The 19,345-nt window shown below is 65.3% G+C and carries 18 protein-coding genes; 3 read left to right on the top strand and 15 right to left on the bottom strand.

Annotated elements, in window-relative coordinates; all coding sequences use genetic code 11:
* Positions 1–295: 295 nt before the first annotated feature.
* Complete coding sequence (locus H2O75_RS03550; protein ID WP_182173759.1) at positions 296–1,447, bottom strand: glycerate kinase family protein; 1,152 nt, start codon at positions 1,445–1,447, stop codon at positions 296–298.
* Between the two features lie 14 nt (positions 1,448–1,461).
* Positions 1,462–2,862: a GntP family permease gene (locus H2O75_RS03545; protein ID WP_182173756.1), complete on the bottom strand. Its 1,401-nt coding sequence runs from the start codon at positions 2,860–2,862 to the stop codon at positions 1,462–1,464.
* A gap of 139 nt (positions 2,863–3,001) precedes the next feature.
* On the opposite strand from H2O75_RS03545, the gene H2O75_RS03540 reads away from it, so the two are divergent.
* Entirely contained in the window at positions 3,002–4,114 is a 1,113-nt protein-coding gene (locus H2O75_RS03540; RefSeq protein ID WP_182173753.1) for a CdaR family transcriptional regulator, read from the top strand.
* Here the strand turns inward: H2O75_RS03540 and truB are convergent.
* The 6 genes from truB to rimP all read right to left on the bottom strand — a co-directional run bounded on the left by truB (position 4,111) and on the right by rimP (position 10,379).
* Entirely contained in the window at positions 4,111–5,010 is a 900-nt protein-coding gene (gene truB / locus H2O75_RS03535; RefSeq protein ID WP_182173750.1) for a tRNA pseudouridine(55) synthase TruB, read from the bottom strand. The two genes, H2O75_RS03540 and truB, sit on opposite strands and share 4 nt — an antisense overlap.
* Positions 5,007–5,438 (bottom strand): 30S ribosome-binding factor RbfA, encoded by a 432-nt coding sequence (gene rbfA, locus H2O75_RS03530; protein WP_182173747.1) that lies wholly within the window; start codon positions 5,436–5,438, stop codon positions 5,007–5,009. Before rbfA ends, truB begins: the two co-directional genes overlap by 4 nt.
* 52 nt (positions 5,439–5,490) lie before the next feature.
* A complete protein-coding gene (gene infB, locus H2O75_RS03525; RefSeq protein WP_182173743.1) occupies positions 5,491–8,385 on the bottom strand; it encodes a translation initiation factor IF-2 in 2,895 nt (964 codons plus the stop codon).
* Between the two features lie 70 nt (positions 8,386–8,455).
* The gene (locus H2O75_RS03520) at positions 8,456–8,782 is read right to left on the bottom strand and encodes a YlxR family protein (RefSeq protein ID WP_182173740.1); all 327 of its coding nucleotides are present in this window, start codon (positions 8,780–8,782) and stop codon (positions 8,456–8,458) included.
* 83 nt (positions 8,783–8,865) lie between these two features.
* Positions 8,866–9,921 (bottom strand): transcription termination factor NusA, encoded by a 1,056-nt coding sequence (nusA, locus tag H2O75_RS03515; RefSeq protein ID WP_182173737.1) that lies wholly within the window; start codon positions 9,919–9,921, stop codon positions 8,866–8,868.
* 8 nt (positions 9,922–9,929) lie between these two features.
* The gene (gene rimP / locus H2O75_RS03510) at positions 9,930–10,379 is read right to left on the bottom strand and encodes a ribosome maturation factor RimP (protein ID WP_182173734.1); all 450 of its coding nucleotides are present in this window, start codon (positions 10,377–10,379) and stop codon (positions 9,930–9,932) included.
* 93 nt (positions 10,380–10,472) lie between these two features.
* Between rimP and H2O75_RS03505 the strand changes: the two genes are divergently transcribed.
* Together H2O75_RS03505 and H2O75_RS03500 are read left to right on the top strand one after the other, a co-directional pair.
* Positions 10,473–11,348, top strand: coding sequence for a hypothetical protein (locus tag H2O75_RS03505; RefSeq protein WP_182173731.1), 876 nt, complete (start codon positions 10,473–10,475; stop codon positions 11,346–11,348).
* On the top strand, positions 11,345–12,271 hold the full coding sequence (locus H2O75_RS03500) for a nucleoside hydrolase (protein ID WP_182173728.1): 927 nt from the start codon (positions 11,345–11,347) through the stop codon (positions 12,269–12,271). Before H2O75_RS03505 ends, H2O75_RS03500 begins: the two co-directional genes overlap by 4 nt.
* Before the next feature lie 42 nt (positions 12,272–12,313).
* Here the strand turns inward: H2O75_RS03500 and H2O75_RS03495 are convergent, their stop codons facing one another.
* The 7 genes from H2O75_RS03495 to H2O75_RS03465 form a co-directional block, all read right to left on the bottom strand.
* On the bottom strand, positions 12,314–13,972 hold the full coding sequence (locus H2O75_RS03495; protein WP_182173726.1) for an alpha/beta hydrolase: 1,659 nt from the start codon (positions 13,970–13,972) through the stop codon (positions 12,314–12,316).
* Positions 13,973–14,125: 153 nt separating this feature from the next.
* Positions 14,126–14,788 carry an RraA family protein gene (locus H2O75_RS03490; RefSeq protein WP_182173723.1) on the bottom strand — a complete coding sequence of 221 codons (663 nt, stop codon included), beginning with the start codon at positions 14,786–14,788 and terminating at the stop codon, positions 14,126–14,128.
* A 10-nt stretch (positions 14,789–14,798) separates the two neighbouring features.
* Positions 14,799–16,148: a TRAP transporter large permease gene (locus tag H2O75_RS03485; protein WP_182173720.1), complete on the bottom strand. Its 1,350-nt coding sequence runs from the start codon at positions 16,146–16,148 to the stop codon at positions 14,799–14,801.
* Positions 16,145–16,729: a TRAP transporter small permease subunit gene (locus H2O75_RS03480; protein WP_220462771.1), complete on the bottom strand. Its 585-nt coding sequence runs from the start codon at positions 16,727–16,729 to the stop codon at positions 16,145–16,147. The genes H2O75_RS03485 and H2O75_RS03480 overlap by 4 nt, the downstream gene beginning before the upstream one ends.
* Complete coding sequence (gene dctP / locus H2O75_RS03475; RefSeq protein ID WP_182173714.1) at positions 16,726–17,799, bottom strand: TRAP transporter substrate-binding protein DctP; 1,074 nt, start codon at positions 17,797–17,799, stop codon at positions 16,726–16,728. The genes H2O75_RS03480 and dctP overlap by 4 nt, the downstream gene beginning before the upstream one ends.
* Positions 17,792–18,589, bottom strand: a complete 798-nt coding sequence (locus H2O75_RS03470) for a carbon-nitrogen hydrolase family protein (protein WP_182173711.1) — start codon at positions 18,587–18,589, stop codon at positions 17,792–17,794. Before H2O75_RS03470 ends, dctP begins: the two co-directional genes overlap by 8 nt.
* The gene (locus tag H2O75_RS03465) at positions 18,586–19,332 is read right to left on the bottom strand and encodes an HpcH/HpaI aldolase family protein (protein ID WP_182173708.1); all 747 of its coding nucleotides are present in this window, start codon (positions 19,330–19,332) and stop codon (positions 18,586–18,588) included. The genes H2O75_RS03470 and H2O75_RS03465 overlap by 4 nt, the downstream gene beginning before the upstream one ends.
* Positions 19,333–19,345: the final 13 nt, after the last annotated feature.

The following is a 19,345-nucleotide window of genomic DNA, read 5'->3' as shown; positions in this document are numbered from 1 at the left end:
GACCGCAGGCCGAGCTGTGGGCGTCCCTCGGAGAGATCCCGGACGGCTGGGGCGGCCGAACCGCCTCCCCCACATCCGCATCCTCCGCCATTCCCGCAGCCGCCGCGGCGGCCTTGGCCTCCGCACCCACACTTGGATCCTTGCTTGCCACATGCACATGGTGAACTCATGATGCCAGTCTAGGGGACGGAGACCGGGACATTCGAAGCGGCCACCAAGCCACCCGCCTCCGACCGACAGCATCTGTCAACGAAGAATCCGGTTGCTCCCGATTGCCGCCAACGAGTCGTCTCGGCTAAGAAGAGGCTGACTGTGCGATGGTGGAGCAGAGACGAACAAGGCTGTGCGCGCTGGCCGCCAGGTTCTCCTCCGTGTGCTCGATCGCGTCGTGAAGGGGCTCTGGGGCACGTCCGATCGGGAACACTGCCGTGATTCCCTCCCCATACACCTCATCGATATCTGGACCGATCGAGCCCGCGAGGACGACGACGGGCAGATCGTCGCGGTACCTCTTCGCCCATCGCGCCACCCCGACGGGGACCTTGCCGGAGAGGGACTGGCCGTCGATGCGGCCTTCACCTGTGATGATGAGATCAGCATCTGCTATGACAGCGGCAAAGTCCGCGGCCTCGAGAACGGCGTCGATGCCGGGCTTGAGCGTGGCCCCGCAGAACGCCATGAGGCCACCGGCGAGACCTCCCGCCGCTCCTGCTCCCGGGATGTCCGCAATGTCGATCCCGTGGTCTCGCGCCATGAGGGAGGCGACGTGTGAGAGCCCCTGATCGAGGATCTGCACGGTCGCATTGTCCGCACCCTTCTGCGGGGCGAAGACGTGGGCCGCACCCGTCGTTCCCGCGAGCGGGTTATCGATATCGCACATGACGGTGAGAGTCACGTTCTCGAGGAGTCGTCTCGCCCCGCTCGTGTCGATACTGGCAACGTTCGACAGCGTCCGTCCGACGGGGACGAACTCCTCCCCCTCGTCATCGCGGAAGACGACTCCGAGAGCGGCGGCCGCCCCACATCCCAGATCCGTCGTCGCGCTGCCGCCCGCTCCCACGATGACGTGATGGCAGCCTGTCTCGACGGCTTCACGGATCAGCTCTCCCACGCCGTAGGTTGTCGCCTCCTCCGTCTGCCGGCGTCCGTCCGCGAGCGGGAGTCCCGCGCACTCCGCCATCTCGACAATCGCTGTCGTCGAATCGAGGCGACCATAGCGGGCATGGACACGCTCCCCTGGGAACACTCCGCACACCTCGGCGACGGCGCTATCGCCTCCGCCGGCCGCCAGCATGGCGTCCACGGTGCCCTCCCCGCCGTCAGCGACCGGAATCGCGGTGATCCGCGCCTGCGGGACGGCCCGCCGCACGCCGAGGGCGATGGCGTCGTGCGCCTCCCGCGAGGTGATGGCGCCCTTGAACGAATCCGAGACGATGACGATGTGCATGATGCTCCTGACGGTCAGACGAAGATCAGCCCGAGGAGCCAGATGACGATGATCGATGTGACACCCATGATCAGCGTCACCATCGTCTGCGTCTTGTAGCCCTCCTGGGGCGTGAGCCCACCAAAGTTTGTCACGACCCAGAAGTAGGAATCGTTGGCGTGCGACACGGTCATCGCACCGGCCGCGATCGCCATGACGGCGAGCGCGATCTGGACGGGGGTCTCGAGTCCGAGGGCCGGCAGGAGCGGGGCGACGATGCCGGCGGTTGTCACGAGCGCGACGGTCGAGGAGCCCTGAGCGGTCTTGAGGATCGCGGCGATGATGAACGGGAAGAACAGTCCGACAGAGGCGAACGTCGTGGCGTTCTCCTCGATGAAGGCGACGAGGTCCGTGGAGGCGATGACGCGGCCGAGAACCCCGCCGGCGGCGGTGATGAAGAGGATCGGCCCGACAACACGGAGGGTCTCGTCCGTGATGTCGTAGAAGTCCGTCATCCTGCCCACGCTCCCGAGGACGAGAACGGCGAAGACGACGCCGATGGCGAGAGCGATGATCGGCGTGCCGATGAAGCCGACGACGTCCCCGAGGACTCCATCCCATTCGAAAAGCGATCCGATGGAGCCGAGCGCCATGGCGAGAATGGGGACGAGGATGGGAAGGAAGGAAGCGCCGACGCCGGGCAGTCTGCCGTACGAGGCGCGGAGCTCCTCATAGAGGTTCTCGAGGGTCGCATCATCGAGCTCTTCGTCCTCATCGTTCGCCGTGATCCTCTTGCCGATCCACTGAGCATAGAAATAGGACACGACGAGCGCGGGAATGGAGACGAGGGTTCCGATGCCGATGACGATGAGGATGTTGTCGCCGATACCGAGGGTGTTGGCGGCCGCGATGGGGCCGGGGGTGGGCGGGATGAAGACATGGGAGGTGTAGAGACCTGCCGAAAGGGCGACTGTCATCGCCACCGATGATGCGCCCGTGCGCCGTGCGAGAGCCCGCCTGATCGGGTTGAGGATGACGAAGCCGGAGTCGCAGAAGACGGGGATGGAGACGACCCATCCCATGAGCTGGGTTGCCAGCACGGGCCGCTTCTTCCCGATAACGCGGACGAGAGCATCCGCGATCTGGAAGGCCGCGCCCGTCTTCTCGAGGATGAGCCCGATCAGCGCACCGAGGATGATGACGATACCGATGGAGGTGAAGGTTCCCGAGAATCCGAGACCGATGACAGTCGCAAGGCCGTTGATCGTCTCTCCCGCCTCGTCGGTCTTGTTGACAAGCGGGATACCGCCGATCAGGCCGAGACCGAGCGCGACCAGCATGATCGAGATGAAGGGGTGGATCCGCCACTTCGAGATCATGATGATCATGAGGACGATGGCGAGGGCGAAAACGATGATGAGTGGGATGCCAGTCATGTCAGCTCCTTTGCGATGACTTGGAGTTGACCATAGTCGCGCCCACGTCCCGCCAACGATGGTCCCCAGACCACTCTTTCGCCCCACACATGTGCCACAGACCACGTACGATGGGTGGCGATACGAGGACGGGGGTGGAATGGATATTTCTCTGGACAATGCGCAGCGCATCGTGTCCGAGATCAGTTCCGTGCTGGGTGCGGACGTCAACCTCATCGACCAGGGTGCCGTCATCATCGCCAGCACCGACCCGGCACGTGTGGGACAGCACCATCAGGGGGCTGCCCGGATCATCGCCGATCAGCTCGATCGACTCATCATCACCGATCCTGACATGCCGGGAGTGCGTCCCGGGCTCAACCTGCCGATCTGGGCGGACGGCGAGATCACGGGCGTTCTCGGCATCACCGGCGATCCCGCCACCTTCACAACCCCCGCCCACGTCCTCCAGAAGATGACAGAGATCCTGCTTCGAGAAACCCGGAGCCGGGAGACCGCGGAGCGGCACACACGTTCCTATACGCGTTTCCTCGAATCATGGCTTTCCGGCGCTCGTGAGCTCAGCCCGAGCCTGATCGCGGAGGGCCGTGATTTCGGCATCGACGTATCGGCCCAGTACCTCGTCGTCACAGCGCAGGCCGTGGCTCGGTCCGATCATCCGCGCCAGCTCGACATCGATCGCGTGACCGAGACGGTCGTTCATGCCGCCCGGTCGCGCGGCGCCATCACCGCTCAGATCGCCAGCCGAATCGTGATCCTCTTCCCGCTCGATCGGGAATCGACGAATGGGCTGACGCCGACTGTTGAGTGGCTTGACCAGCTCGCGCGTCGCGTCCGAGCATCATCCAACCTGCGACTCGCGGCAGGCGTGTCATGCCTGGGCGTGTCAGCGCCGGAGGCCGCAGAACAGTCCATGAGGGCACTGCGACGCGCCCTCCATTCGACCATCGACGTGCAGCGCTACGACGAGGTCACGGTCGATGTCCTCCTGTCCGCGATCCCCCAGCGGGAACGGCATGCCTTCACGACACGAATCTTCTCCGGCATGCCGCCACAGGTGCGCGGGGAGCTGCTGAAGTCCTTGCGCGCCTACTTCGATGCTGACGGGTCGCTGACGCGAGCAGCTGAGGTTCTCCACGTCCACAAGAACACTCTCAGCGGGCGCCTTCATCGCATCGCCGAAACGACCGGCTTGGATCCCCGGAGCACGGGTGATGCCGCCGTGCTGTGGCTCGCCCTCCAGCTCGACTAGTGCGCGAATACGACGGCGGGGCCGATCTGGCTCCCGCGCTTCTTTCCGATGGCGACAAGCGTGTCGCCCCGCACGAGGGCCACGGGTGTCGACGCATCGAGGTCGATGAACTGGCCGTACCGCAGGGCCTGCTCCTGGCTGTCCGTGATCTCGGCCCACGGCAGTGCCCGGCGGGCAGCCTCCGCGAGGGGGATCACCGAGAGCGGTTCGTGACCAACCTGCTCCACCATGTCTGCCACGGAGCGTGCCTCCGTGAACCCTCCCACCCGGGTGCGGCGCAGCGCGGTGATGTGGCCGATCGACCCGAGTGCTTGGCCGGTCTGGCGGGCAAGGGCACGAACATAGGTGCCGGATGAACAGGTGACCTCGACATCGAAATCTGCCAGCCCGTCGCGGCGCACGATGGGTGAGGTCCGGACGAGACGGCTGACCGTCACCTCGACGGCCTTCAGGTCGACCTTCTCGCCGGCTCTCGCCAGGTCGTAGGCTCTCTTCCCGTCGATCTTCTTCGCCGAATAAGCGGACGGAACCTGGGAGATTGTCCCCGTCAAGGATGCGAGTGCGGCGTCGATCTCGTCGTCGCTCGCGTCGATTCCCGGAGTCGAGACGATCCTGCCCTCAAGGTCTTCAGTATCGGTCTCCTGCCCGAGCCTGAACCGGGAGACGTAGTCCTTGTCCGCCCCGGACAGGTAGGTGAGGAGCTTCGTTCCCGCACCGATCCCGAGGACGAGCACCCCCGTCGCGGCAGGGTCGAGAGTGCCGGCATGGCCGACCTTCTTCGTGCAGGCGAGACGACGAACCGCCGCCACCACATCGTGAGACGTGACGGCGGCGGGTTTGTCGACCACAAGGATTCCCGACGCTGCTGGGGATATACCGCGCGGTGTTTCGATCATTCGTCGTCTTCGGCAGGCTTCTTGTACGGGTCTGCGTCACCAGCCGGTTCCGCCGACTCGCGCAGGCGAGCAAGCTCGGAATCCCTCATGCGTGCCGCGATGAGAGCATCCTCGATCGAGCGCGCCGCCACCGGGAGGGCGTCGGCGACGAAAGCGATCGTGGGCGTGAGGCGCAGGCCGAGCTGCTTGCCCACTTCGGAGCGGATCATGCCCTTGGCGGACTCGAGAGCCGCACCGGAGGCCTGACGCTCGGTCTCGTCGCCGAGCACCGTGTAGAAGATTGTTGCGTTCTGCAGATCGCCGGTGACGCGAACATCTGTCACCGTCACCATGCCGAGTCGCGGATCTTTCAGCTTCCGGTCGATCATGATGGCCACGATCTCGTGAATCCGATCGGCGACCTTGCGGGCGCGGGGGTTTTCAGCCATGGAATCTTCCTCTTCCCCAGAAGCGGGCCCCTCAGGGCCCGCTCACCGGTGATTAGTCGCGGGGCTTCTCCCGCATCTCGAACGTCTCGATGATGTCGCCCTCGGCGATGTCCTTGTGGCCGAGCGTGATGCCACACTCGAAGCCTTCGCGGACCTCCGTGACGTCGTCCTTCTCGCGGCGGAGAGAGACGATCTCGAGTTTGGGCGTGATGACGACCCCGTTGCGGACCAGGCGGGCGCTGACGCCGCGCTTGATCGTGCCGGACAGGACCATCGAGCCGGCGATGTTGCCGAACTTGCCGGAGCGGAAGATCTGGCGGATCTCAGCCCGGCCCAGTTCAACCTCTTCGTAGATCGGCTTGAGCATGCCCTTGAGGGCTGCTTCGACATCGTCGATGGCGTCGTAGATGACGGAGTAGAACTTCATCTCCACACCCTCGGCGTCGGCGTAGTCGGTGACACGCTCTGCCGGGCGGACGTTGAACCCGATGATGATGGCCGAGTCGACCGTCGCCAGGTTGACGTCGTTCTGGGTGATCGCACCGACGCCGCGGTGGATGATGTTGAGCGCGACCTCTTCCGAGACCTCCAGCTCCAGCAGGGACGATTCGAGTGCCTCGACGGTACCCGAGGAGTCGCCCTTGATGATGAGGTTGAGGGTCTCGACCTGACCAGCCTTGAGAGCCTCGTTGAAGTCCTCGAGGGAGATGCGCTTGCGGCGCTTCGCCAGAGTCGCGGCACGCTTCGCGGCTTCACGCTTGTCAGCGATCTGCCTGGCCTGCCTCGTATCCTCAGCCACGAGGAAGCCGTCGCCGGCGCTCGGGACGGAGGACAGTCCGAGGACCTGGACGGGGAAGGACGGGCCTGCCTCGTCCACGGGGTTGCCGTGATCATCGAACAGTGCGCGAACGGTGCCGTGAGCGGAACCAGCCACGAGAGCATCGCCGACCCGGAGGGTACCGGATTCGACGAGAGCCGTGATGACGGAGCCGCGTCCCGGATCGAGCTTGGACTCGATGGCGACGCCGCGGGCGCTCTTGTTCGGGTTCGCAGTCAACTCGAGGGCAGCGTCGGCCGTGAGGAGCACGGCTTCCAGCAGCTCATCGATGTTGATGCGCTCCTTCGCGGAGACGTCGACGAACATCGTGTCGCCACCGTACTCCTCCGCAACGAGACCGTATTCGGTGAGCTGACCGCGGACCTTGTCCGGGGATGCTCCCTCGACATCGATCTTGTTGACGGCGACAACGATGGGAACGTTGGCGGCCTGCGCGTGGTTGAGAGCCTCGATCGTCTGCGGCATGACGCCGTCGTTCGCGGCGACCACGAGGATCGCAATATCGGTCACCTCGGCGCCGCGGGCACGCATCTGCGTGAACGCTTCATGGCCGGGCGTATCGATGAACGTGATCGCACGATCGTTGCCGTCGTGCTGGACCGTCACCTGGTAGGCGCCGATGCGCTGGGTGATGCCGCCCGCTTCGCCGCCGGCGACGTCATCGCTGCGGATAGCGTCGAGGAGCTTCGTCTTGCCGTGGTCGACGTGACCCATGACCGTGACGACCGGCGGACGAGCCACGAGATCCTCATCGGTCTCGGCAGCCTCTTCGGCTTCGAGATCGATATTGAAGGCCTCGAGGATCTCACGATCCTCATCTTCGGGCGACAGGATCTGGATGTCGTAGCCGAGCTCAGCTCCGAGAAGCTTGAACGTGTCCTCGTCGAGGGACTGGTTCGCTGTCACCATCTCGCCGAGCGTGATCATGACTGTCACCAATGCCGCGGGATCGACCTGGATCTTCTCGGCGAAGTCCGCGAGGGACGCGCCCGCACGGATACGGACCACGGTGGAGCCGTCGCCGCGCGGAACGCGGACGCCGCCCACCATGGGCGCATGCTGCTGCTCGTACTCTTGACGCTTCGCACGCTTCGACTTGCGGCCGCGGCCTGCACGGCCGCCGCCACGTCCGAACGCACCGGCGGTGCCGCCGCGCAGCGGACGGCCCCTGTTGGGTGCGCCGCCACCCGGTGCTCCTGCACCGGCACCGGCTCCGGCACCCGCACCGGCGCCACGACCCTGTCCGGGACGTGCACCGCCGCGACCACCACGGCCGCCGGCCTTCGTCTGATCAGCAAGAGCCGAATGGTTCGGCATCATCGCGGGAGAAGGACGGGGACCGCCCTTCGATGCGCCGGGGCGGGGACGCGCAGCGCCCTGCCCTTCAGTCTTCTTGCCGCCGCCGGGGCGGGGCATGCCCTGAGCGGGCGCGAACGGGTTATTGCCGGGTCGCGGTCCGCCCTTGCCGCCGCCGGGGCGGGGCATGCCCTGAGCGGGCGCGAACGGATTGTTGCCGGGACGGGGGTTGCCCTTGCCGGAACCGGAGCCGCGTCCGCCGCGCTGGCCGCCCGGCTTCGGGGCGGGCTTCGCTGCGGGCGGGGGGCCCGGGCGTGCAGATGCTGCGGGTCCCGGCTTCGGAGCCGGGGTTGCCGCCTCTGTCGTCTCCTCGACGGCGGGTGCCGCCTGGGGTTCCGGGGTCGCGGCAGGAGCCTCGACGGCGGGGGTCTCGACAACGGTTTCCTTGACGACAGGCTTCGGTCCCGGCTTGGGAGCCTGGGGGCCGGGCTTGGGCGCCTCGGGGGCCGACGTCTTCTCGACCGTGGGAGTGTCATCCGCCTGCGCGGCGGGCTCTTGTGCAGGCTTGTCAGCCTTCTGGGGTCCCGGCTTCGGAGCGGGACGTGCCGACTGCGCCGTGGGCGCGGCGGCCTTCTCCGGCTTACCGGAGGATGCTAGCGACTCGAAATGCTGACGGGCCTTCCGTTCGACGGGGGGCTCGAGCGTCGATGACGCGGACTTGATAAATTCACCGGCGTCAGAGAGGTAGGTGAGCAGTTCCTTGCTCGGAATACCAAACTCTTTCGCTAGTTGGTGGACGCGGACTTTTGCCACATTTCTCCTTCTTGTGGGGTCCGCGCAGGTGCGACAGACCCTTTACTGCTGGCAGCTCATCGCTGGGTACTCATTGGGCGCCCATCGGCTTCCTACCCGCTTTCTTCGTCGCTTCTTCTAGTACGGCTCCGGATGAGCCGAGGTCAAACCATTCCTCAAGTCCCGAGGTGTCCGTGATCGCTGTGCGCAGATGACGGGAACAGGCTCGGGAGGCGAGCGCACGGTTCAGGCAGTCGCGGCGACGATGCAGCCACGCGCCTCGCCCCGGGAGAACTCGGTCCGCGTCGACAGCAACGGTGTGTTGCTGCGCCACGAGCCGGACCAGGGCGGACCGCGGTTCACGCTGTCGGCAACCGATGCATGTGCGCTGAGGTATATGAGTCAACACGTCATCCATCTGTTAAGCGGCGTAAACCATCTATGATTCTATCAACTCTCCCTCACAAACCACCAGCATTACGCGGGCGGGTGTGTGATCTCTCAGTCGTCCGACTCGTCGTCTGCGACATTATCCTCTGCAGCGGCGGCTTTTCTGGCTTCAGCTTCGGCACCTGCCGCCGCCATTTCCGACTCTTTGCGGATGTCGATCGACCAGCCGGTGAGCTTCGCCGCGAGGCGCACGTTCTGCGCATCCTTGCCGATGGCGAGGGAGGCCTGATCGTCGGGCACGACGGCGCGTGCCTGACGGTTATCCATGCTCAACACGTCGACCTGGGTGACACGAGCCGGGGAGAGTGCGGCGGCGATGAAGGCGGCGGGCTCGTCATCGTAGTCGACGATGTCGATCTTCTCCCCGCCGAGTTCCTCCATGACGGCGCGAACACGCTGGCCGTTGTGCCCGATGCAGGCGCCTTTGGCGTTGATGGACTGGTCGGGGCTCCACACGGCGAGCTTGGTGCGATGACCGGCTTCTCGGGCAAGCGCAACGATCTCCACGTCCCCACCCTCGATCTCCGGCACCTCTGTCTCGAAGAGGCGGCGCACGAAGTCAGGGTGGGAGCGGGACAGTCGCACGGTTGCGCCGCGGTGCCCGACGGATACGTCGAGGACATAGGCGCGCACCCGGTCTCCGTGGCGGAAACGCTCGGTCGGAACCTGCTCGTCCTTGCGGAGGAGGGCCTCGTGCTCTCCGACGTTGATGAAGATGTCGTCCGGGTTCGTCCGGGGCGGGTTGGCTTGGACGACGCCGGACACGACGGTGCCCTGCTTGCCCTTGAACGAGCCGAGCACGCGGTCCGCTTCAGCGTCCCGCAGGCGCTGCGCGATGATGCTGCGTGCTGTCGAGGTTGCGATGCGGCCGAAGTCGCTCGGCGTGTCATCGAACTCCCCGGCGGGGTTGCCGTCATCGTCGAGTTCGACGGCCCACACGGTCGCCTTGCCCGTGTCGCGGTCGAGTTCGACTCTGGCCTGGTGGATCGCACCCGGCACGCGGTGGTAGGCATGCAGGAGCGCGTCTTCGATTGCTCCGACAAGAACGTCGACACTGATTCCGAGCTCTGCTTCAACGATCCGCAGCTCGCTCATCTGAATATCCACGGGGGCTCCTAAAGTTCGACGTCCATGCGGGCGCTCAGCACGTCGGAGAGTGAGATCTCGCGCGCCTGCCCGCCATTGCTGAGGGACAGTGTATCGCCTTCGACTGAGTCGAGACGTCCCGTGATGTCGCCGCCTGCGGTGGCGAGGACGACCTTGCGTCCCTGCGCACGGCGGAAGTGTCGGGGCTCTGTCAGGGTTCTCGTGGCCCCGGGTGTGGACACCTCGAGCACGTACTGGCCGGACGGTGCGGCAGGGCTTTCGTCGAGGAATGCCGAGATCTTGCGAGACACGTCGGCCAGCTGATCCGATCCCACTCCGCCCGGACCATCTTCCAGGTCCACCGTGACCCGCAGCAGGGTTCGCTTCCCGGCGGGCTTCAGCTCGACCTGCTCGAGATAGAGACCGGCCCCGGCCACGACCGAGACAAGTGCATCGTTCAGTTTATCAGCATCCTTCATGCCTTCCAGCGTACCTGCATGTCCGCCCGTGCCGATACTGCCGCCGGGAGGTCTTCGCCACGGGAGAAGAAGGCCCTGTGGCACTATTGACGTATGACTCGCCGCGCTGGGCTCTCACCCGCAGCTTTCCTCCTCTCTGTCGCGATCGGCATCGCCATCTTCGTCCTCGCGATGGTCGTCATCGGTGTCAGGCTCGACTCGGGGCCTCCCCAGCCGGAGCCTGCCAGTGTCTCCGAGGAGGCACGCCAGGATGCCGCGACGGCCTATGCGCTCCTCGCGGAGGCGGCCGAGGGTGCGAACCCGGACGTTGCGTCGATGGCACGCGCCCACGAGGAGGCTGTCGGAGGGGTATGGGTACCCTGGCCCGAGGGCGCACCTGAGGGTGCGACGAACCCGCCCGCCCCACAGTCCGATACGGCCGATGTCATGATCCTTCTCGAACGGGCCGTCGAGGCCACCGAGCATGCTGTGCAGACCGTCGATCCCGCGGACGCCCCCCTGTTCGCCTCCATCCTGCTTCGGCAGCAGATCGCGCTCGATGCTCTGACCGAGGAGGAAGCGATCGCGGCGGAGCCGCTTGTCGGTCTGGCCGAGTTCGCGACAGAGCAGACGCTGCTCACCCTTGACACGGCGCGGCAGTGGCTGGAGACCGCCGCCGCTCATCTCGACCCGAACGAATCCGCAGTCGACAGTATTGCCGAGGTCGATACGATGACGAGCGCGATCCTGTCGAGCGGGATGGCAGACAGCCGTCTCGCTGTCGCGCCCCTCCCCTCGTGGTTCCTGGCCGACCCGTCCCCGGAGACTGCGGCGCAGCTCGAGGCCGAGGCCAAGATGCTGATCGCGGCCGAGCTGTTCAGCTACATTCCCACGTCCGATCCGACTGTCGATCTCCAGATCGTGTCCGCTCTCCATCGCTATGTGGCGGCGTCGACGGTCACCGATTTCCCCCTGATCGAGGTGCAATGAACATCATTCTGGACTGCGATCCCGGACATGATGATGCGGTTGCGATGCTTCTCGCCGCCGGTCATCCCGACATCGAGATTGCCGCGATCACGACCGTGGGCGGCAACCAGACCCTGGAGAAGGTGACGCGCAACGCTCTCGGCATCGCCACTCTCGCGAACATCACCGCCCCGATCGCGGCGGGTTGCGATCGTCCCCTCGTCCGCGATCTCTTGACGTCTGCCGAGATTCACGGTGAGAGCGGCCTGGATGGGGTGACGCTGCCTCCTCCTGCCATGGATCTCGATCAGCGCCATGGCGTCGACCTGATGATCGACACGATCATGGAGTCGGAGCCCGGCACGATCACCCTCGTTCCCACCGGGCCGCTGACGAATGTTGCGATGGCACTGCGCAAGGAGCCCGAGATCGCTTCCCGTGTCGCGGGGGTGACCTTCATGGGCGGGGGCGTCGGGGTCGGGAACTATTCCCCCGTCGCGGAGTTCAACATCCTTGTCGATCCCGAGGCCGCCGCCGCAGTCGTGTCTGCCCCGTGGCCGGTCACGATGGTGGGACTCGATGTCACCCACGAGGCGCAGGCAACGCCCGACGTTGTCGACAGGTTCCGCAGCTTGGGCACCCCGGTGGGTCAGTTCGTTGTCGACCTCATGGCGTTCTTCACCGAGTCGAACGAATCCGAGCAGGCCTTCGCCTCCCCGCCGGTCCACGATCCGGTGGCTGTCGCCCAGGTCATCGATCCATCTCTCATGTCCTACCTGGCCAGCCCGATCGTCGTCGAGACGAGCGGTGCCCACACGACCGGTATGACCATCGTCGACCGCAGGCCCTGGATGAGCTATGACTCTCGCTCTCGCGCCGCGCTGAAGCTCGATGTCGAGCGTTTCTGGGATCTCGTCATCTCCTCGATCGGCCGCCTCCGCTAGCCCGGCCTGCCGGTGCGGAGTCCGACAGGCTGGGGCTTTCGGCTACCAGTCGTAGCGGGGAATGGCCGCGTAGGTTGCGATCTCGGCCTGGATCCGAGTGAGGGCCTCATCTCCCAATCCCGTCTCAGGAGTGACGTGACGCCATGCGTCGACGACGACATCGCCATAGTTGTGCCCGTAGGCGGCCGGGACTGCCTCAGCGACAAGCATGTCGAGCGTGACCTGGAGGCCCGTCACGACTGGTATCCACCTCATCGACGTGCTGAGTTCCGGGCTCCTCTGATCTGGCTTGAGCCAGTCGGGGGCCCGCCAGTAGACATCGGGGGCGAGCCACGTGACGGGATCTGTCGCATGCTGGAGGTAGAGGACGCGCGGCTCGAGCCACGGGCCGGTCAGCTTGTTCTCGTCCCCGTCACGCGACATCCATCGCACTTCCCGCCCATCATCCAGCACGGGCTGCCAGGCGGGACTTCCCGGATCGCGGGACGATTGCAGGCTCTTCCAGAGTTCGGAGCTGTGCGGACTGCCGACGAACAGGGCACCGTCGGTGCGGGCGCGAAGATCGTCCACGTCGGTGAACACGGACTGGCCGCCGTATGCTCCGAGGCTCAGTCCGTAGATGACGAGATGTGGGCGATCATCCTCCGGCAGCTCGGACCAGCGTTCCTCGACGGCATCGAACAGCGCTCCTGCGGCTTTCATGGGGGCATCGGGATCAAAGATGTAAGAAACCCAGCTGGGCGTGTAGGCGTATTGCATGGAGGCGATCGCCGTGTCTCCCCCGTGCACGTACTCCAGAGCATCGACAGTCTGCGGCTCGAGCCAGCCGGAGCCGGTGGGAATCGCGACAGCGAGAACCTCCCGGTCGAAAGCTCCCGTCCTCTCCAGTTCGGCGACGACGAGATCCGCCCGCTCCTCCATGGTGGGTGCGGAAGCGAGGCCGGCATAGACGCGGATCGGCTCCATCGCCTCCTCACCCGTGAGCGCCTCGATCTCTGCCATGCTCGGCCCGCCACCGACGAAATCGGCCCCATGCCTGCCCAGGCTGTCCCACGAGATGATGGACTCGCTCCCTGCTGAACGATACTGGGAGTCTGGTTCGACCAGGTCGGAGTCGGGAAGAGCATTGCGGTCGCGGTAGAAGCGGTCCGCTCCGAAGACCACCGTCAGTGCGAGAGCCGCAATGATAGCGGCGATGACGGCCACCGTCAGGGCCGTGGCCCTGCCCCATGAACCATTCTTACGAAACCTGGAGTAGAGGCGGCGCACCCCGAGCGTGATCGCCACCACGAGGGCTCCCGTGATGAGGAAGCCGAGGAAGAATGCCCCGAGGTGGGTGCCGTCGAGAGGCGGCATGCTGACGAGCCTGCGAACATCGTTCTGCCAGGCAACGGCCGCGCCCGGGAGGACGATAAGGGCGGCAATCCAGGCGGCGACATAGCCGTAGAACCAGCGCCGGCTGATAGACCGGGGAGCCTCCTTGCCTCGCATGCGCCGCACACCTTTCGCGATCAGGACACCGGCAAGGTATCCGAACGCGAAGGAGAGGACGACGATGATGCCTTGGAAGACGGCCGGGCGTGGCAGCAGCGACGGGGTGACGGAGAGGACTGCGGCGATGAAGCCGAGCGCTGACCCCGTCGCGTCGGGGATCCAACGGTTCGCATACCGTGTGGTGGAGGCTGGGGGCGTGTGATCCACGATGTCGTCCGTTCTGGCAATGGAATCATTTCTGTGATCATAAACCCCAGGACTCCGAATCATCGCACCCGCGAGACGACAACGGCCCTGATCCGCCGATAACGGAACGGGGAGGCGCGGCCGATACCGTGCCTCCCCATCCACCGTCTCCGGCTAGCGCTGGAGCTTCGCCTCGAACGCTGCTCGCGCGCCGGAGAACTCGGCGATGGAGCCGCCGGCGGCAATAGCATCTCGCGCGGGTGCTTCCGCCTGCTCCTTCGAGGAGAGGAGGGCCCCGAGGCCGACAGCCTCGTGGGGCTGGAGGAAGGCGACACCGTCGGAGTCGGCGAACACGACGTCTCCCGGCCGGACCACGACTCCGCACACAGAGACGGGCACGTTGATGGCACCCTCGAGCCCGAGTATCCGTGTCGTGATCGGGCTGAAGCCCCTCGAGAAGACCGGGAAATCGTAGGCCAGAGTCTCGTCGTGGTCATTGATCGAACCGTCGATGACAGCACCGACCGCTCCGCGAGCCTTCGCGGTGAAGGAGACGAGACCTCCGAAGGAGGAACGCTCCCTGTCCCCGCTGTGGTCGATGACGAGCACGTCACCCGGTCGAAGCAGATCGGCCGCGACGTGCACGGCAGTCGAATCCAGGTGTGGTATGCGCACGGTGACGGCCGTGCCGACGAACTTCACGGGCCTCCGGTTCGGCACGAGGCCCTTCGCGAACCCGTCGTCGCGCAGGTGCCCGAGAGTGGACACGCAGACGCCGCGGAGTTCGTCGACAAGCGCCGGGTCGATCTGGTCCGGCATGGGATTGTTGATGAACATGGGGGCTCCTTTAGCTGGTTCCTGAGAGATTGGGGATGAAGGTGACGATCTGCGGAACGAGGATGAGGATCGCGACCACGACGATATCGGCGACGATAAAGGGCACGACCCCGCGGAACGCGGTTCCCAGGCCGACTTCTTTCACCGTTCCCGAATAGACGAAAACGTTCATGCCCACGGGCGGGGTGATCAGCGCCATCTCTGCGACCTTGACGATGAGGACTCCGAGCCAGATCGCGTCGAACCCGTACCCGGTGAGGATGGGGTGGAGCAGCGGGGCTGCGATGAGGATCATGGAGATCCCGTCGAGGAACATGCCGAGCGGCAGCAGGATGGCGAGACAGAGGATGAGAACGAGGTAGGCGGGCAGCTCTGCCGAGATCACCGCGTCGACGAGGGCGGTCGATGCTCCCGAGAGTGCGAGGAAGTAGGTGAAGACACCCGCTCCTGCGAGGAGCAGGAAGGTCATGGCGGTCAACCCGATCGCTTCCACGAGGGACTCTTTGACGGCGCCGAGCAGCTGGCTCATCTTCGTTCGCACGATGAGGATGATGAGGGCCGCGAGCGCACCGAAGGATGCTGCCTCCGTGGGGGTTGCGATGCCGAGGTAGATGGTGCCGATGGAGACGGCGAAGATCACTCCGAGGAATGCTCCTCCCAGCCAGTCCATCTGCAGCCGACTCGCATCATCAGCCGCTGCCCGCTCGCGCTCGAGGAGGGAGTCCTCCGTTCCCGCGGTTGCTCGACGCGTACGCACGACGAGGATCATGATCGTCGCTGCATACGCGAGGATCGTGAGCAGTCCGGGGCCGATGCCGGCGAGGAGGAGCTGCCCGATCGACTCTTCCGTCACGACCCCGTAGAGGACGAGCACGATCGACGGTGGGATGAGGACACCGAGGGTGCCGCCCGCACACACGACACCGGCTGCCAGCTTGACACTGTGTCCCGCTTTCACGATCGCATCGGTCGACACCCGTGCGAGTGTTGCGACTGTGGCGACCGAGGATCCGGTGACTGCCGCGAAGAGGCCCGAGCCCGCGAGGGACGCGAGAGCTGAGCCGCCCGGCAGGCGACGGAGGATCCGGGATGCGATGTCGAATCCCGCCTGCGCGAGGCCCGCCTTGACGGCGAAGATTCCCATGAGGATGAAGAGCGGGATGATGACGAGGCCGTAGTCGGCGGATGATGAGAAGGGGGCGTTCGCTCCCGTGGAGATCGCGGCGCCGGTGGAGCGGAGCATGACGACACCGACCAGCCCTGCGAGCATGAGCGAGAGGCCGACGTGGAAGCGGATGGCGATGAGGACGATGAACGTGATGATGACGGTGAGGAGGGCACCGATGGCTGCGCCGGTCATTTCTTCTCCTCCCGGTCGATGACGGTGTGGGTGATGAGCTGGGCTTCGGCCTGAGCCTGGTGGACGATGTGCGACTCGTCGTCGAGGCGCTTGCCGTCTCTCATGTCCAGGTATTCGTTGAGTGAGTTCCAGATCGCGACGACGAAGAAGAGGACGAAGGCCGCGAGGAGAGCGCTCTTGACGGGCCATGTCGCCAGTCTCAGGATGCCGTTCGTCGTCTCGGATCGTTCGAAGGCGGAGACGACCGTTCCGAGGATTCCCCACGAGAGGACGGCTCCCACGATCAGGAGGAGCAGTGTGCGGATGAGGGCGAGGGTGGTCCTCTCACGGGTGGGGAGATTCATCTCGAGAAGATCGACGGACACGTGCCTGCCGTCGATTTCCGCGGCGGCGAGGCCGAGGAAGGCGATGGCGACGAGTGCGAGTGTGGAGATATCGACCGCTCCGAGGATGGACTGGTCCCACAGGTTTCTTCCCACCACGTCAGCGACCGTGAGCAGCGTGAGGAGGATGAGGAGGATTCCGGCGATGATGACGAGTGTCTGCGATAGTGCTCGCAGCGGCCCTGGCAGTGTTCTCACAGTGTTCCCTCCATGCATGCCACGAGCGGATCCTCATAGTCGGATGCCGACTCCTCGTCGGCGATGATGGCCCGATAGTCGTCGAGGACGGAGGCGGCGTCGTAGCCGCGCTCCGCATATCGGTCAACCCATTCATCGGCGATCGTGGACTTCTCCGCCCATGCCGCGACGTCCGCGTCCGAGAAGGACGAGAACTCGGTGCCTGCCGCCGTCAGTTCTTCGCAGGCGATGCGGCCGGCTGATTCCATCTCTTCCAGGCCGAATTCGATTCCCTTCCGGGAGGCTTCGTCGAGTGCGCGCTGGTACTCTTCCGGCATCGACTGGTAGAGGTCTTCGTTGATGACGACAATCGAGCTTGAGTAGGCTCCGATGCCGGGATCGACCACGTACGGGCTGGCTTTCGTCAGGCCGAAAGTCGACAGGTTGGCGAGAGCGAGAGCCGTATAGCCGTCGACGATGCCGCGCTCCATGGATTCGTAGATGTCTGTCGCCGTCATGGCGACAGGGTTCACCCTGCTGGTGAGGAGCACTTCGGACGCGAGGCCGCCGGATCGGATGGAGCGGCCTGCGAGATCGTCCGGCGTCTGTGCCGGCTCGTTCAGTCCCATCGCGATCGTGCCCAGCGGCAGGGGAAACAGCAGCCGGACACCCTGCCGGTCGAAGTCCTCCCGGTAGACGGGGCTCTCCTCGTAGAGGCGGAGGATCGTGTTCATGTGCGCCTGCGGGTTCTTCGTCTCGAACGGCAGCTCGATGACGGTGAACATCGACAGATCGGAGGCTGCATAGATCGAACCGACCTGAGCGAGGTCTGCCCGACCGTCCAATGTTGCCTGCACGGCTTCGTCGGCGCCGACAAGGCTCTGCGAATAGTGGAAGACGACGCTCACCCCGCCATGGGTGAGACGTTCCACCTCCTCCGCCCATCGCTGCGCGGAACGCGACTGGTCCGAGGTCGCGCTGGAATAGGTGGTGTAGTGGAGGACGTAGTCGGCCCCATCATCCGAGCATGCCGCCGCCGATCCGAGGACGACAGACATGGCGAGAGCCGCGCTCCATCGGTTCCTAATCATCTGCGATCCCCACCCGGTAGCGGCGCAGCGCGAGCGCAGGGTTCGTTGCCCGTACCGCGTCGAGACGCGCCTGGGTGAGTGTTGCGAAGCCGATGCCGGCGGTCTCGCCGACCTGGGCGAGTGCGATGCCCATGGGGTCGATGATCGCGCTCTGTCCAGCGCCGGTCGGCGCACACTGGTCGGCCGCGAGCACGTACACGGTGTTCTCGATCGCTCGAGCCCGGATCAGCGTGTTCCAGTGGTATTCCTTGAGGGGACCCGGCACCCATTCGGCGGGCAGCGCGATGACGGTGGCCCCGGCATCAACGAGCATGCGCGACGTCTCGGGGAACCGGAGGTCGTAGCAGGTCTGCAGACCGATCGTGAAGCCGTCGACGGCGAAGACGCCGCCGTTTCCCGGCTCGGCCGCGATGACACGATCTGATTCCTTATATCCGAAAGCATCGTAGAGATGGACTTTTCGGTAGATCGCACGGAGTTCGCCGGCGTCGATGCCGACGAGGGTGTTGTAGATCCGATCATCGGTCGCGGCTTCGTTGATGCCCGCGACGATCGCGATCCCGAGCTCGGCGGAGAGCTCCCTCAAGCGGGTCACTGCGGGGCCGTCGAGGTCTTCTGCGGTCTCGACGAAACTGTTGTCCATTGACGCGACCGTATAGATCGCATATTCGGGGAGGACGGCGAGACGGGCTCCGCCCGCCGCCGCGTCTCGCAGCATTGCTTCGATCGTGCGAAGGTTGGCCGCCTTATCGGCGGTCGGAGCGTACTGGAGGACAGCGCTCGTGATCATCGGGGGTTCCTTTCGGCCATGGCCTTGAAGTTTGTCAGCGTCTGGGTGAATCCTGCCAGGATCGCACCGTACTGCATTGCGAGGACGATGGTCGATGCGCCCTCGTCGTGTGCGAGTTTCTGTTCCGCCTCGCTCCATGCGGGTAAAATCCAGGGTTTGCCAGCAGCCTTGGCGGCTCGTGCCAGGTGCCGGATGTCGTCGAGATCGGCGTCTGTCACGGCATATGCTCCCCGGCCGCGCCGCAGGCTGAGGTCGGATGGTCCGACGAAGATGCCATCGACGGTGGGCAGCGCGAGAATGGCGTCGATATCATCGAAGGCGCTCGCGTCTTCGATCATCGGGTAGCAGGCTGTCTCCCGGTCCTGCCGGGCCACCCAGTCGTCGGTGAAGCCGCGATAGCCGGACGTGCGTCCGCCTGCGAAGCTCCGATCTCCGAGCGGGGGGAACTTGGCGAATCCGCAGACGGTCCGTGCATGATCGGCCGATTCGATGTGCGGGATCGCAACCGCATCAGCACCGAAATCGAGTGCCTGCTGGATGGGGCCACGCTCCGGTCCGAGGACTTTGACGATTGCTCTCATGCCGCGCGCTCTGATCTGGGGAATGAGCCAGTCGAGTGCCGCGAGGTCGAAGAGGCCGTGTTCGACGTCGAGGACGACAGCGTCGTACCCGGCCAGGTGTGCCATCTCGACGGCGGCCGTCGACGGCTCCGTCAACCATACGCTCAGGGAAGGAAACGTCATTGCTCTCCTTTGT

Origin of the sequence: Flaviflexus equikiangi, from assembly GCF_014069875.1 — a bacterium.
Taxonomy (GTDB): Bacteria; Actinomycetota; Actinomycetes; order Actinomycetales; family Actinomycetaceae; genus Flaviflexus; species Flaviflexus equikiangi.
The sequence above is the reverse complement of the archived record's forward strand: the minus strand, read 5'-3'. Positions and strand labels throughout refer to the sequence as shown.

What these genes read in the sequence shown, in the direction of transcription:
- truB (WP_182173750.1), bottom strand. Translation starts at nt 5,010, where the DNA reads ATGATCGAAACACCGCGCGGTATATCCCCAGCAGCGTCGGGAATCCTT.
- H2O75_RS03540 (WP_182173753.1), top strand. Translation starts at nt 3,002, where the DNA reads ATGGATATTTCTCTGGACAATGCGCAGCGCATCGTGTCCGAGATCAGT.
- rimP (WP_182173734.1), bottom strand. Translation starts at nt 10,379, where the DNA reads ATGAAGGATGCTGATAAACTGAACGATGCACTTGTCTCGGTCGTGGCC.
- rbfA (WP_182173747.1), bottom strand. Translation starts at nt 5,438, where the DNA reads ATGGCTGAAAACCCCCGCGCCCGCAAGGTCGCCGATCGGATTCACGAG.
- H2O75_RS03545 (WP_182173756.1), bottom strand. Translation starts at nt 2,862, where the DNA reads ATGACTGGCATCCCACTCATCATCGTTTTCGCCCTCGCCATCGTCCTC.
- H2O75_RS03485 (WP_182173720.1), bottom strand. Translation starts at nt 16,148, where the DNA reads ATGACCGGCGCAGCCATCGGTGCCCTCCTCACCGTCATCATCACGTTC.
- H2O75_RS03470 (WP_182173711.1), bottom strand. Translation starts at nt 18,589, where the DNA reads ATGATCACGAGCGCTGTCCTCCAGTACGCTCCGACCGCCGATAAGGCG.
- H2O75_RS03505 (WP_182173731.1), top strand. Translation starts at nt 10,473, where the DNA reads ATGACTCGCCGCGCTGGGCTCTCACCCGCAGCTTTCCTCCTCTCTGTC.
- H2O75_RS03550 (WP_182173759.1), bottom strand. Translation starts at nt 1,447, where the DNA reads ATGCACATCGTCATCGTCTCGGATTCGTTCAAGGGCGCCATCACCTCG.
- dctP (WP_182173714.1), bottom strand. Translation starts at nt 17,799, where the DNA reads ATGATTAGGAACCGATGGAGCGCGGCTCTCGCCATGTCTGTCGTCCTC.
- H2O75_RS03490 (WP_182173723.1), bottom strand. Translation starts at nt 14,788, where the DNA reads ATGTTCATCAACAATCCCATGCCGGACCAGATCGACCCGGCGCTTGTC.
- H2O75_RS03520 (WP_182173740.1), bottom strand. Translation starts at nt 8,782, where the DNA reads ATGGATGACGTGTTGACTCATATACCTCAGCGCACATGCATCGGTTGC.
- H2O75_RS03500 (WP_182173728.1), top strand. Translation starts at nt 11,345, where the DNA reads ATGAACATCATTCTGGACTGCGATCCCGGACATGATGATGCGGTTGCG.
- H2O75_RS03465 (WP_182173708.1), bottom strand. Translation starts at nt 19,332, where the DNA reads ATGACGTTTCCTTCCCTGAGCGTATGGTTGACGGAGCCGTCGACGGCC.